This is a genomic window from Jeongeupia sp. HS-3, from assembly GCF_015140455.1.
GTDB lineage: Bacteria > Pseudomonadota > Gammaproteobacteria > Burkholderiales > Chitinibacteraceae > Jeongeupia.
Genome location: NZ_AP024094.1, coordinates 994,958 through 1,009,340, shown reverse-complemented (window position 1 = coordinate 1,009,340; position 14,383 = coordinate 994,958). Strand labels below are relative to the sequence as shown.

The window sequence follows — 14,383 nt, the reverse complement described above, 5'->3', positions numbered from 1 at the left end:
TAGGTTCTACTTCGCATCAGTCACCTTCATTGATGCATTCGAAAACACGCCGAAGACATCGGGCGCATACATCGCCTCGACCCGCGTCGGCGGCAGTTTGAAACTGCCGGCGCTATTGAGCCGCATGGTGTATTCGACCGCCAACCTGCCGCGCGGCACGTAGGCGTAATAAGCACGGTAGCCGGCAAAGCGACGCTCTTCGTACGCCGGCCATGCGTCACCCTCGCGGCGCTCACCTTGCGCTGCAATGGCCGAATCGCGCCCCAGGCCACCGCCGAACAGGCTCGCCCCGGCCGGCACCGGATCATCGACCACAACCCAGGTCATATCGCTTTGCGCGTCGACCTCCAGCCGTACCCGCAGCACATCCCCGCGGGTGTACTGGCCGGCGATTTTTTGCTCGATCACCGTCACGGTTTTTTTGACCTTGTACCCCGCACCCAGCGGCGTTTTGAGCGGCACTGCGGCCGAGACTTGCACCGTCGCCCACGGCGAGCCGGCGCCATCGTGTTTCAGCGCCAGAACGCCCTTGCCGCCAGCCGGCCACGGCAGTTCGATTTTCGCTGGCGCGGCGGCGGGCCAGGCCTGTTCGCGCTTGGCATCACCGAGTGCGACCTTGGTCGCACCGGCGACCGGCGTCGCATCGAACTGCTTGGCAAACGCCGCCACCGCGAGCGAGCCCCAGACGTTGGCCGTGGTGGTGCGCCACGTACCCTGAGTCTGCCGGCCGATAAGTCCGTTCAGCAGTCGCGGCATATCGTCCTTCCAGCCCGGCAGGCTGCGCGTCACCAGCAGCAAGCGCGCGGCGTTGACGTCGGCGCTGCGCATCATCCACCACCAGTCGTCGTCTTTCTCGGTCGAGAACTGCAGTCGCGTGCCCTGGTAACTCAGGCGTCCGCGCAGCAACTGCTCGGCCTCGGCGATTTTGGCGCTGCGTTCGGGCAGGCTAGGCAGTCGCTCAAGCAGCGACAACCAGTCGATCAGCATCGCCGTCGGCCAGGTATTGGGCTGTATCGTCATCACCGCCAACTGCCGTGGCTCGGCGCGACCGTAGCGCGCCAGACTGTCCAGCGCAGTCAGCCGGCGAGCATCGAGGTCGGACTTCGGCGCCCACGCATCGCGCTTGAGCTTGCCTTCGACAAAGCGGCTCAGCCCCTGCAGCATCTTCTCGCGACTCGCATCCGGAATCACCCAGCCAGCCTCGGACGACACCGCCAACAGATAGCTGGTGAGCGTATCGCTGCCGCTAGCCGCATCGCCTTCACGCGGCGGGAAGTAATTGGCCAGCCCGTCGGCATCGAGGTACACCGGCAGCTCGGCCATCAGCGTATCCCAGCGCGCCTTGTCACTCAGGCCAATCGCGACCGACGCCTTTTGCTCCAGGCACGCGTACGGATACTCGCTGAACCAGCGCCGCACCGCGGGCAGCTCGGCCGAGAGCCTGGCCTGCAACTGCACCGAGACCCCGCCGCGCCCGGCCAGCGCACCGGCCGGCAGCCCCATCGGAATGCTCGCCTCGGGATCAAGCCGACGCAGCGTCGCCTGCTGCACCGTCACCGGCACGGCCGGCTCGATCTGCTGCGCGAAGCTCAACCTATCGACCGCCTTGCCACCGACCTCGGTCGCACTCAGTGTCCATTGCAGCGCCTTGATGCCGTCGGGCACCGTCATCGGCCAGACGATCTCGCGCGACTCGCCGGCAGGCAGCGCCAGCTTGGAAACCGGCAACGCCGGCAAGCCTTCGGCCTGCGCGCTGACCTGCACGGTCATTGCCCGCGTACTGCCGTTGCGCAGCGTCGCCAAGGCGCGCAGCTGATCGCCCTCGCGCGCCAGCGGCGCAAAGCCGGAGGTCAGCTGCAGATCCTGCGTCACCGCAACGCTGGCGCTGCCGGTGCCGAAATAGCCGCTACCGACGTCGGCAATCGCAACGAAGCGGAACTTGGTCAACGCATCGTTGATCGGCACGTCGATTTTTGCGGTGCCGTTGGCGCCGAGTACCAGCTTCGGATTCCACACCAGCAGGGTGTCGAACAGTTCTCGTGTCGGCGCAAAACCGCCACCACCGCCCGGAGGCAAGGCCTTGCGGCCGTAATGACGCTTGCCGACGACTTCAAGCTGCGCGGTCGACGTTTCGACGCCGTAGCTGCGCCGTTGCAGCATTGCCTCGAGCAGATTCCAGCTCGAATTGGGCTGCAGCTCAAGCAAGGCCTCGTCGACTGCCGCGAATGCGACCTCGGTGCCGGCGGGCGCCGGCTTGCCGTCGGGCAGCTTCACCTGCACGCTGACATGCGCGGTATCACGCACGCCGTAGCCGGGCTTGTCCGGCGTAACCGTCACCGCCAGCTTGTGGCCGGCCTCGTTGACGCGGATTTCGGCCAGCCCATACTTGAATGCCGGCTTGGCCAGATCGACCATCGCCGTCGGCGCCTGGTAATCCTTGCCCTCGTGCCAGTATGCATCCCACCATTGCCCCGGCGTCTTCCAGCCCCAGCTGAAGAACGAATACCACGGCACATCGCGCACGCGGCCGCGTACTGCGAGCACCGAGACATACACATTCGGCGCCCACGCGGCCTTGACCGGCACCTCAATCATCGGCGACTTGCCTTCAAGCTCGACCACCCGCGTTTCGATCACGCCTTCGCGCTCGATTGCCACCCAGGCCGTCGCCTTGCGGAACGGCATGCGCACCTGAAAACGCGCCGTCTCGCCGGGCTTGTAGCTGTCCTTTTCGGCGAGCACGTCGATGCGATCGTTGTTATCGACGTCGAACCACATCTCGTCGTGCTTGCTGACCCAGACCGTTTGCGCCGCCCTCGCCTCATGGCCGATACCGTCGTCGGCAGTGGCGATGAGTTCGATGCTGCCGGCGTCCTTGAGCGCGATATCGCAGAACACCAGCCCGTGCGCGTCGGTTTTGCCACTGCAAACCTTGCCAAGATCGTCGATTTCCTCGTCGTGATCGTAGGCGTAGAAGCCACCGACGAGGCGCTTGCGCGTCGATTGATAGCTATGACGCACCGCATTGACCACAACTTTGCGACCGGCGACCGGCTTGCCGGCGGTGTCGAGCACCACCGCCTTGAGCTTGGCATCGCGCCCGACCGAAACCCAATCGTCGACCGTCACGCCGACCTGCACCGCCGCAGGCCAGAGTGGGATCGTTCGTGACAGCGTCTGGATCTCGCCGTTCGGATCGGGATAGGTCGCCTCGGTGACCATATCGTAGGCACGATCGATCGCCGGCAGCGCCTTGACCTGCGCCTTGCCGCCGCCATTGGCGTCGAGCGTCAGCGCCGCCTTGTCGAGCACGATTTTGCCGTCCAGCGAGGCCTGCGCCTCGCTGCGTTTGCGCTCGGGCGGACTGAACGAATAAGCATCGTAGCCATCGGGCCGGCCATAACGCTCGCGCAGCATCGCCGACACCTGCACCGGCAAACCCTTGGCCGCGCCACCGTTGACGTAGCTCAGCGACACGTTCACCGGCACATCCTTCGGCGCGATACCGGCCTTGGCCGGTACAGAGAGCGCCCCGGTCATCACCGGCAGGCGGAATTCCTCGACCCGAAACGTGCCCGAGTAATAGGTCGAACCGTTGCTGCCGTACTCGTCGCTACTGTTCGCGGCCTTTTCAAGCACGATCGAATATTCGCCAAGCTTGGCGTCCTTGGGCAGTTTGAAGCTCGAATCGGCGTAGCGGCCCTGCCGCCACGTCAGCGCCTGCCGGTATTCCTGGCCGCTGCCTTCGTGGACGATGCGCAGCTGGTCAGGCAGCTGCGCTTGCTTGGGCAAGGCAAAGCCTTGCGAGCTTTCCACCCGCAGGTAGTGCTTCATCGAGACGGTCTCGCCGGCGCGGAACAACATGCGGTCGAGCACCGAGTGCGCCTGCACCGACGGTCTGGCGCTGGTGTTGGTCGGCACCGGGAAGCGCCACGACTCAATGCCGCGATTCCAGCTCGAACGCACGAAGGACACATCGGTGCGCCCCTTGCCGTCGACCTTGCGCGCGGTCACGAAGAATCCCGACAACGGCGCATTGCCGCATTCGGGCTCGGTCAGTGCTTGCGGAATCGCCGCCACGCCATTGGCGCCGGTCTTGCCGTGCCAGCGCGCAACGCCCTTGCAGTCGTAAACGCTGACCTCGGCCTGCGGCACAGGCTGACCGCGATCGAGCGTCGTCACCCACACGGCGGCAGTGTCGCGCCCTTGCTTGAAATGTACGGCCAGATTGGTCACCAGCACCGCGGTGCGCACGTACATCGGCTTGCTGCCGCCGAGCAGTGCCTTGCCCAGCAGCCGCGATTCGATCTCGACCACGTGCAGGCCCGGCTCCTTCAGCGGAATCCCCACCACCTCGAACGGCCATTTTCCCTTGGCGTCGGGCTTGCCCGGCAGTTGCAGCGTGCTAGCACCCTTCTCACCCTTGAGCAGACTCAAGCGGCGCGTTTCCACCTGCTCGGTCTTGCCGCCACGCGGCAGCGGTATCGACCAGTCGTCGTAGCGCAGCACCTTGCCCAGCCACTGCATCATGCCCTTGTCGTCGGTCACGTTCAGTGCCTCGACGCCGACCTTGACCTCACTGACCTTGAGGTCGGATTCGACATTGCGCAGCGTCACCGGCAGCGCCGCATCGTCTCCCAGCTCGATGATGCCAAACGGCGCCGCGGCGAATTTGGCGAGCGGCGGATAATCGGCCATTTTGAACGCCAGCGGAAACGATGATGCATTGACGAGCTTGCGCCCAGCCTCATCCTCGAAACCACCGGGCAACTTAAGCTGCAAGGAAGCCAGCGCGGCAAACGGCGGTTTGAACTGCACCGAGTCGACGGTATCGCCGCGTGCATCTCGATCAGGATCGGGCACACGCTCGCCCTCCGCAGTCACCAGGCGGATCTTGTCGGCGAGTTTGCGCGGCACCGGTGAGCTGAACGACAGCGTCACCGGCTTGAACGGAATGCACGCTGCCTTGGCTTTTTCGCGGGCACAGCTAAATGAAGCGGTGAATTCGGGTCGCACCGAGAATTCGCGGGTTTCAGCCTTGTCGGCGCGCGGCTGCACCAGCACCACCTTTTTACCGGCGGGCAGGCGTTGTGCGCAACGCACCGCCTCGATCGCCGACGCATTCTTTTCTTCGCCCAGATGCTTAACCAGCTTCGCGGTATCGGCGGCCGGCAGACGCGCCACCGGCACGCGCTCGGGCAAACCTTCGATCTTGCAGAACAGCGCCGGTTGCTTGCCGGCAAGCGCGCCGTTGTAGCGCAGCACGAAGGCCTGATCCTCCTCGACCGTTTCGCCGCGATCGGGCCAGCTCTCGCTGATCGCCAGGGCACCGGTCGAAAACTGGAACGTTTTTTTGCCCTCAACCGGCGCACCGTCGACGCTTTTGAGTCCGGGCTTGAGTGTAAAGCGGCAGCTGGTTGCGGCCGGCAAATCGCCACTGAGATCGATCACCCAGCTGCGATCGTCGATCCAGCGCCCCTTGCCGGGCAGCGTGCACGACACCGTAAACGGCGCGGCGGCGGAGACATCGCCCATTTTCACCATCGGCGCCGAGAACGTCGCGCGGATCTGCTCGACACGGCGCACTTCGTTCTGCGGCGAGAAGGTCGACACCGTTACGGCGGCGTCGGCCATCGGCAAGGTCAACGCCAAAACGACGCCAGCAAAGATTCGGAACGAGGGCATACGGCGCTTCCTGCAAGACAACCCAAAGGCGAGCCTACATTCTTACACAGAATTTTCGCCAACCACCTCAACAGGAAAGTCACAGACAATAAAAAAGCCGGCAATGCCGGCTTTTTTGCTCAGGATGGTCATCAGCCTTGCAGCAGCGACTCGACATAGCGTGACACGCCCTGCTGCACCGTGAGGAATTCCTCGGTGTAACCGGCTTCGCGCAGCAAGGTCAGATCGGCCTCGGTGTGGCACTGATATTTACCCTTGAGCGCATCGGGGAAGTCGATGTATTCAAGCACGCCTTCGGCGAGCATCTCATCAAGCGTCAGGATCGACTTGCCCTCGGCGGCGCGGCAGGTATTGACCACGGTCGATGCGACGTCGTTGAACGGCTGCGCCCGGCCGGAACCGAGATTGTAGATGCCGCAGACTTCGTCGTTATCGAGGAACCACAGATTGGCCTTGACCACATCCTCGACCGAGACGAAATCGCGCATGTGGCCGCCCGGCACATAGCCACCGTACTCGCCAAACAGCTTGACCTTGCCCGACTCGCGGTACTGGTTGAAATTGTGGAAGGCCACCGAGGCCATCCGGCCCTTGTGCCATTCACGCGAACCGTAAACGTTGAAGTAACGGAAACCCACGGCCTGCGCGCTCAGATCTTCCCAGCGACGGCGCAGCGACTGATCGAACAGCAGCTTGGAGTAACCGTACACATTCAGCGGACCTTCGCACTCGGGCTCTTCGCGAAAACCGTTATCGCCGTTGCCATAGGTCGCAGCAGACGACGCATACAGGAACTGCGCCTCTTCGGCCTGACACCACTCGAACAAACCCAGCGTGTACTGATAGTTGTTCTCCATCATGTACTTGCCGTTGTGCTCCATCGTGTCCGAGCACGCGCCCTGATGCAGGATCGCGGTAACTTCACCGTCATAGCGACCGCTAGCCAGCTCGGCGATGAATTCGTTCTTGTCGACAAAGTGGCTGATCTGACAATCGGCCAGATTACGGAACTTGTCACCGCGGGTGAGGTTGTCGACGGCGATGATGTCGGTTTCGCCGCGCGCGTTCAGCGCCTTGACGATGTTCGAGCCGATAAAGCCGGCAGCGCCGGTCACCACGATTGCCATATCAGTTGTCCTTTTTCAGTCGGGTGCTCAGCGCGAGGAACAGCCACGCGCCGTGCGGCATCCATTGTTCGGTCCAGCGCCAGCTATGCGCCATGGTGGCATCGGCGGATTTCTTGAAGTCGATGTTTTCATCATCGTCGAAGCCGCCGGTAATGCCATTGCATACACCACCCGGGGCATTATAAAAGCCCGGCTCGTAGCGCGGGTTGTTGCGGCCCCAGCCTTGCAGCATGCAGGCATCGTACGGATTGGCGCCAAGCACCCAGTCGAGCGCGTTCTGGCCGTAGCTGGCGATCTGCGCGGCAAAGTCCGGCTCGCCGGCAAACAAGGCCGCAGCGCGGCTTGCCGATGCGGCAATCGAGCCAAGCCGGGCATTCTCGCCCTGCCACCAGTAGCCGGTACCATTGTCGTGCGGAATGAAGAACTGGCTCCGCCCCGCCAGGCCCGGCTGCTTGACGAACTGACGCGGGTAGCCGAAGGGATTGGCGGTCTCAAAGGTGATGCGCAGCTCGTACTCATAGGCCAGACGCAATGCTTCGCGAATCCGGCCGGCCAAGGGGCTTTGCGGCACGACGTCGAGATAACGCATCAGCGCGATATACGGCAGCCCTGCTTCGGCGGCATGGAAATAGCTGCGCTCGCCGGCCGCGTCGGCACGGAACCAGCCATCTGGCTGCTGGCGATCCAGCAGATTCAGCACCCGCCGCGCTGCGGCATCGGCGTACACACCGTCACCGGTCACCGCCAGCAAATCGGTTGCGGCAAGCAGCGCGCAATAATCGTCGATGATGTTTTCGGTACCGTCCTCCAGGTACTCGAGGTTGTGCGCTTCCAGATGCGCAAAGCCCGTCCGTGCTGCATTCAGGTAATCGGCACGACTGAAACCTTCACCATCTCGCCCCAGTTGTGACGCGCGTGCCAGCGCGGCAATCGCCATGCCGCCGCCCTGACGATATGCCGCCTGATAGGTGTCGTACTTCGTACCCTGCTGGGTTTTGTATTCGCAGATATCGCGACGGTTTTCGTCCTTACTCCACTGATCGAACACCGTCATGTAGAAATAACCGGCCGGATCCTGCATTCGCGCGAGGAAATCGGCGCCGTGCAAGGCTTCGTCAACGATGCGTTCGTTGAACCACTTTGATTGCTCAGGCAGTTGCGCCAGGCCGTCGAGCAGATTCCACACCACTTGCGGCGTTTGCTGCGGATTCATGAACTGCGCGACCGACAGGTGCGACAGATACTTGGAGCAGTCGCCCGATGCGTCGTACCAGCCACCGTGCACATCGCGGCGCTCGTCCGACCCCCACTTTGGACGCGAGCGGTCGGCGATATCGTAAATACCGGTACAGCGCTGACCCTTGATGTAGTGGACGATATCCGACAGCAGCAAATCGCCGAACACGTCCTCGGCGATCGTGAACGTATGAGACACCAGTGGCGGCGATACGCCATCGACCACGACGAAATACTCGCCCGCGGCGGTCAGCACGGAAAAATCTGCCGACCAGAAATGCCAGTCCTTCCAGCGCGCCACGCCACCCTGTGCGGCTATCGTGCCCTGATGCACGCATTCGCGCGTATCGGCACGGTAAACGCCAAAGGTTGTCAGCGCGGCATTGGCCGGCGCTTCGATCAGCGTCTGCTTGCGGGTTTGCGGCTCAAAGCCCAGATGATTAAACAGAATCTGCACGGTCAGTGTCTCTCGTTATTGTTGGCTGTTCAGAAGAGTCGCTTGCTCAAAAACCAGTTACGCGCCGCGCCGATCATGCCGGCGTTGTTGCCGGCGCTGGCCAGCACCACTTCGCTCATCTCGCGAAAATCCGGCTCGATCCGCGCGCTGATCGCCGAATGCAATTCGGCCAGGAAACGCTCGCCACGACCACTGATGCCGCCGCCGATCACCACGCGCTGCGGATTGAGCACATAAATCAGGTTGACGATGCCGGTCGCGAGCAGATCAAGCCATTCATCGACGACCCGGCGCATCTGTTCGTCACCGGCATCGCTGGCGGCAAACACGGCACGTCCATCCCAGTCGCTACGGCCGCTGACGCGGATCGCTTCGGTCACCAGCCCGCGCATCGACGCATGATTTTCCCAGCATCGATCGGCGATACGCATATAGCCCCACTCACCGGCCGCCGAACGCGCGCCGCGATAAAGTTCGCCATTGATGACGATGCCGCCACCGATACCGGTCCCCACCGCCAGCGCGATGTAATGCTGCGCGCCTTTGGCCGAGCCCTGCCAGCCTTCGGCCAGCGCCACGCAGTTGACGTCGTTTTCTATCGTCACCGGCAGGCTGAAGGCTTCTTCCAGCGCCTGCTTGGGCGAGACGCCAACGTAATCCGGCACCGCCTCGGCTGCGCCGACAATACGGCCGCTACCGGCCTCGACCAGCCCCAGCGTGCTGATGGCAATGCCGCAAATCGCGTGTTGCGCGATGATCGGCCTGGCCAGTTCGACCAGCCGATCCAGCAAGGCACGGGCGCCGTCCTGCGCCTGCGTTGGCACCGTGTGCGCCAGCAGCACTTCGCCACTGTCGCTGACGATGCCGTACTTGATCTGGGTTCCCCCGATATCGAAACTCAGTAGCTTTTGACTCATTCGACCCGCGCCCAATCGATGGGTGTTTTTTGATGTTGTTCGAGGTAGGCATTGGCCGCCGAAAAATGGCCGTTACCAAGGAAGCCGCGATATGCCGACAGCGGCGACGGGTGCGCCGAGGTCAGCACACAATGGCGTTTGACATCGACATGCACGGCCTTTTTCTGGGCATATGCGCCCCAAAGCATGAAGACCAGATGCTCATGTCGCGCGGCCAGTTCGCCAATCACCGCATCGGTCAATGCCTCCCAGCCGCGTTTGGCATGCGATCCGGCTTTATCCGCTTCGACCGTCAGCACGCTGTTAAGCAGCAGCACGCCCTGCTTCGCCCAACCTTGCAGATTGCCGTGCTGTGGCGGTGTCACACCCAGATCTCGGGCGATCTCCTGCCAGATATTGCGCAGACTCGGCGGTGTACGTACGCCATGCGGCACCGAAAAACTCAGCCCGTGCGCTTCGCCTTCACCGTGATACGGATCTTGCCCGAGAATCACCACGCGGACATCGTTTGGCGCCATCTCGGCAAGCGCGGCAAACCAGTGTTCTCGCGCCGGGTAGACCACTTTGCTTGCGGCAAGCTCCGCATCGAGAAACCCGGCCAGCGTCTCGAACCGGACATCCGCAGTCACCGATGCGAGTGCGCCCTGCCAAGCCGCGGGAATTTGCCGTGCCAGCGCGTTCATGGCTGATCTCCCTTTTCCTGACGAATTTGTTCGCGATGGCGCCGGAACACATAGCGTTCGAAGGCATCGCGTGCGCCGAGGTGATCAAAGCACCAGCGCGCGGTCACGATGCTGCCTTGCGGTGATGGCTCGACGGCAACGATCTCGGCGGGCAACCGCAACAGATGGATCAGGGCAGTGCCCGGCGCAATCGCCAGACAACCCCGCTCGCCTACGCGACCATCCACGCCCTGCCAGCGCACCGATTCGATGCCGATAGTGACGTGAGCGGGCGACGGCAATACCGGCGTCATCAAGCGCGCCAGCCAGACCAGCTGCAGATCAAGCTTGGCTTCATGCGCGGCAACGATATCCGGGCGCTCGGTGACTTCGAAATCAGCCAACACATCCAGATAGCGCGCCACTTCCAGCGGCTGCCAGTCGGTTTCTTGTTGCCACTGCAGGGGCAATACGGCGTCAAAAAAAACGCCGTCAGGAAAAGTGCTCATCACAGCCCCCGACGCAAAAGCCGGATTATACCCGTGCCGTGCCGCCAAGCTGGCGCACCCGTTCATACAGGCAAATGGCCGCAGCCGCGCCCACGTTCAGCGACTCGATCCCCGGCGCCATCGGAATGCGCAGGCGCCGGCTGGCGCGTGCGGCAATCTCGGCGGACACGCCCTGCCCCTCGGCACCGAGCACCAAGGCCAGATCGCCGGTCAGATCGGCCTGATACAGATCGACGGCGCCATCGAGCAAGGTCGCGGCCAGCGGCCCGCGAAACGCGTCCAGCAGTTCAAGCAATGGTGCGCGTTCGATCAAAGGCAGCACGAAGTGGGCGCCCATGCCAGCACGCAATACCCGCGGCGACCAGATATCGGCGCAACCCGGCGACAGCCAGACCTGATCGACACCCGCTGCAGCGGCCGTGCGCAACAAGGTGCCGACGTTACCCGGGTCTTGAACGCCATCGAGCAGCAAGACAAAGCCATCATTGCGCGCAGCCGGCGCATCGGGGATCGCCGACAGCGCCAGCACGCCGGTCTGACTCGGCAACTCGGTCAGCGTGGCAAACAGCATGTCCGCAAGCGGATGCACCGGCACACCGGCACGGGCCAGCAATTGCTTCACCTCGGGCCGAGCCAAACCGGCTTCGGTCACGATCAGGCGTTGCAAGGACCAGTCGGCGGAGAGGGCCGCGTCGATCAGGTGCGGGCCATCGAGCAGCGTCAGCGACTGCTTGAGGCGCTCGCGCCGCTGCGTGGCGAGTTTGTGCAGCTGTTTGTACAGCGGGTTTTGTGCCGATTGAATAGCATCTTGCAGCATTACTAGGCCGTCCGACTGGCCAGCGCGCGACTCGTCAGCTGGCAGATTTGTTTGAAATATTGGTAGGTTTGCGCATCGATCGGGCTCGCCGGCGCACGATCTGCGAACAGCATGCCGACGGCCTTGTCACCAACGAAAAGCGACATGGCGCAGAAATCTTCGTCCCCGACCTGCGCCAGCACACTGGCCGGCAACTGCGGCGTCAATTTGGCTCGACTTTCGCCACTCAGCCAAACCGCTTGCGGCTTTTGCAGCAACTGTGAAAAAAGGTGCGACTCCGTTAGCGGCAGCGACAAATTGCGAAGCGGATCGTTTTCGGCGGCACCAACGCAAAAGCGTGCAGTCAGCAGTCCATTCTGCGGCATCGCAAACAGAACCCGCCGCATCTGCAAGCCATCCAGCAAGGCCTTCACCGCCAAACGCATGACCTGATTGGCCGGCAAACCCTGCAACCCGCCCAGATGCAGCGCCTGCATCCGAACCGCGAGCACATCCCGGCCTGGCGCGACGCGTGGCCACTCGCCCGGCTGCATCGGCAGCCACGTTGCCGCGGGGATCACCCCCGACCCCAGCGCCGAGCGCGCGTGCGCCAGCAAAGGCTCGTGCACCATCCGCCACGCAGCCTCCTCGGCCACATCAAGCACCTCGGCAACATCTTGCAAGGCGGCGCTCACGCCGTCCCCCCACCAGCCCGACTCCAGCGCAAGTGCCAGCGCCAGCGCCGATTGCTGCAAGCGCTGACGCTGCGATGCGGGTTCGCCATCGGCACACAATTGGCAGAGCGTCTCCGGAAACCGCCAGTGCCGAAGTACCGTTTCAAGCGCAGGGACGGCAATGGCATTCGTGCCGTCCAGCAATGACATCAGCTCGGCGAGCGGGCTCAACAAGGCCGCCACCTGCAGCTCGTCCGGGCGCGCGTCCATGCGTTCGCTGCCCAGCTTGCGCGCAATTCGCGCCGACAATTGCGCCCTCGAAATCAGCGCAAGACAGGATGCCAAGCGCTGGTCGTCTCCGGCCAGCGCGACTTCAAGCGCCACGCCGCGCGCATGCCGCTCCAGAAACGGCAGCACGCCGAACAGCATCACCGCCGCTTCGACCGAGACGATGTCGACACTCATGCTGGTTCTGGCGCGCCGGCTGGCTTCGCGCATCACCGCAGCCGTCAACAAGGGATCGGTGAGCACAATCTCGGCCACCTCGGCCGGTTTCAGTCTTTCGGCACGGCGCAACAACCCCGCCAGACGATCACGCGTCATCCGCAGCGCCGGGATCGGCCGTTCACCCCAATCACTCGTCAAGGCAGAGAAACCGGCACTCATGGGTTCACCCGAAAGGTGGATTGCGGGGGGCGATGCCATAGCAGCAACTCGCTCTGTTTCCAGTCCCCGACCGGATACCGCGCGTCAGCAGGAACACCCTCGATCCCGAAGCTGTTGCTGATCAGCCGCGCGCCATCGTTCATTTCCGCACAGACCTTGCGCCACAGTGCCGGCATCGGCGCAGGGGAAAGGTAGGCATAGATCACGTCGTAGCCCGAGAGATCGACATCAAATGCGTCCGCACGGCGCCAGCTGACCGCTGTCGACCGAAAACGCAGCCGTCCCAACAGCCATGGCAGCCAGGCAAGCTCGACCCCGGTCAGCACCAAATCGGCGCGCCGGCGTGCCAGCCACGCCAGCGCGGTGCCGGTACCGGCACCAAGATCAATGACCTTTGCACCAAGCGGAATCAGCGACTCCAGCCGCTGCAACGCCTTGGCATTCGACAAATACAAGGGCACCCGATAGCGGAAGGCGCCAGCGCCAATGGCCCAGGTCACTACAGCAGGAAGCAGCCATACCCACGGTGGCACGGCACCTTGCAAGGCCAGCGCGCACAACAGCGGCATGGCCGCATGCATGGCGATCGCACCTGGTCGCCGGAAGCAACATGCAGCGAGCACGGCCGCACATGACGCGGCGACAACAGCCAACCCGCCTAGGCTCAAGGGCCACAAGGTAGCCAGCAACAACGCCGCCGCCCATGCCGCACATTGCAGCAGCAGCATGCGCAAGACCGCGATCATGTTCCGGCGGCTTGCTGTGGCTCGCTCGCTGCGTCGGCACCGATACCCGCTTGCTGGCGGATATTGCCTTCGGCATCCTTGTTGAGCACGACGATACTGATGCGCCGGTTCACCGGATTGACCCGATTGCTTGCATCCAGCGGCACTTCATCGGCAAAGCCGTTCACGCGCAGGATTTTTTGCTCGGACAGGCTGCCGTGAATCAACTCGCGTCGGGCGGCGTTGGCTCGATCGGCAGAGAGCTCCCAGTTGCTGAAGCCGCGCTGGCCGCTGGCATACTGCTGTGCATCGGTATGCCCGGAAATCGACACCGAGTTCGGCACCTCATTCAACAACTGCGCAATTTCATCGAGTATCTCGGCCGCGTAAGGCTCCAGCTCGCTCACGCCGGATTTGAACATCGGCCGGTTCTGTTTATCGACGATCTGGATGCGCAAACCCTCGGCAACCATGTCCAGCCGCAGCTGATCCTTGAATTGGGCGAGTTTGCTGTTCTTTTTCGCCTTGTCATTCATCAGCGCTTCGAATTTTTTCTTCAGCGCAGAAAGCCGACTCTTGTCTTTTTGCTGATCCTCGACCATCGGCGTACCCTTTTTCAGCTGACCGGCTTTTTGGGACAAGTCCTTGCCCCCGCCCTTGATCAGCGAATCGGCATCGCCCGCACCCTCGCCACCGCGACTGGCCACCTTGAGCGGATTCGAGAAATAGTCGGAAATCCCTTTGAGATTGCCTTTGGAGACCGAACCGAGCAGCCACATCAGCAAAAAGAACGCCATCATCGCGGTCACGAAGTCGGCGTAGGCAATCTTCCAGGCGCCACCGTGATGACCGTGCCCGCCCTTCTTGATGCGCTTGACGACGATGGGCCGTTGCGATTCATCACTCATAACGCCACTCCGCGCGCTTGG

At 63.0% G+C, this 14,383-nt stretch carries 10 protein-coding genes; all 10 read right to left on the bottom strand.

Annotated features, from left to right (window positions below; genetic code table 11):
• Positions 1 to 6 precede the first annotated feature (6 nt).
• The gene (locus JLC71_RS04760) at positions 7 to 5,685 is read right to left on the bottom strand and encodes an alpha-2-macroglobulin family protein (protein ID WP_200917575.1); all 5,679 of its coding nucleotides are present in this window, start codon (positions 5,683 to 5,685) and stop codon (positions 7 to 9) included.
• Positions 5,686 to 5,816: 131 nt separating this feature from the next.
• Positions 5,817 to 6,812: an ADP-glyceromanno-heptose 6-epimerase gene (rfaD, locus tag JLC71_RS04755; protein ID WP_200917573.1), complete on the bottom strand. Its 996-nt coding sequence runs from the start codon at positions 6,810 to 6,812 to the stop codon at positions 5,817 to 5,819.
• 1 nt (position 6,813) lies between these two features.
• Complete coding sequence (locus JLC71_RS04750) at positions 6,814 to 8,505, bottom strand: glycoside hydrolase family 9 protein (protein ID WP_200917572.1); 1,692 nt, start codon at positions 8,503 to 8,505, stop codon at positions 6,814 to 6,816.
• Positions 8,506 to 8,534: 29 nt separating this feature from the next.
• Positions 8,535 to 9,422, bottom strand: coding sequence for an ROK family protein (locus tag JLC71_RS04745; protein WP_200917570.1), 888 nt, complete (start codon positions 9,420 to 9,422; stop codon positions 8,535 to 8,537).
• The gene (gene ung / locus JLC71_RS04740) at positions 9,419 to 10,105 is read right to left on the bottom strand and encodes a uracil-DNA glycosylase (RefSeq protein WP_200917568.1); all 687 of its coding nucleotides are present in this window, start codon (positions 10,103 to 10,105) and stop codon (positions 9,419 to 9,421) included. Before ung ends, JLC71_RS04745 begins: the two co-directional genes overlap by 4 nt.
• Positions 10,102 to 10,593, bottom strand: coding sequence for a hypothetical protein (locus JLC71_RS04735; RefSeq protein WP_200917566.1), 492 nt, complete (start codon positions 10,591 to 10,593; stop codon positions 10,102 to 10,104). Before JLC71_RS04735 ends, ung begins: the two co-directional genes overlap by 4 nt.
• 25 nt (positions 10,594 to 10,618) lie before the next feature.
• Complete coding sequence (locus JLC71_RS04730) at positions 10,619 to 11,410, bottom strand: TrmH family RNA methyltransferase (RefSeq protein WP_200917564.1); 792 nt, start codon at positions 11,408 to 11,410, stop codon at positions 10,619 to 10,621.
• A gap of 2 nt (positions 11,411 to 11,412) precedes the next feature.
• Positions 11,413 to 12,729 (bottom strand): HDOD domain-containing protein, encoded by a 1,317-nt coding sequence (locus JLC71_RS04725; protein WP_200917563.1) that lies wholly within the window; start codon positions 12,727 to 12,729, stop codon positions 11,413 to 11,415.
• A complete protein-coding gene (locus JLC71_RS04720; protein WP_200917561.1) occupies positions 12,726 to 13,310 on the bottom strand; it encodes a class I SAM-dependent methyltransferase in 585 nt (194 codons plus the stop codon). Before JLC71_RS04720 ends, JLC71_RS04725 begins: the two co-directional genes overlap by 4 nt.
• Positions 13,311 to 13,471: 161 nt before the next feature.
• Entirely contained in the window at positions 13,472 to 14,362 is an 891-nt protein-coding gene (motB, locus tag JLC71_RS04715; protein ID WP_200917559.1) for a flagellar motor protein MotB, read from the bottom strand.
• Positions 14,363 to 14,383 lie beyond the last annotated feature (21 nt).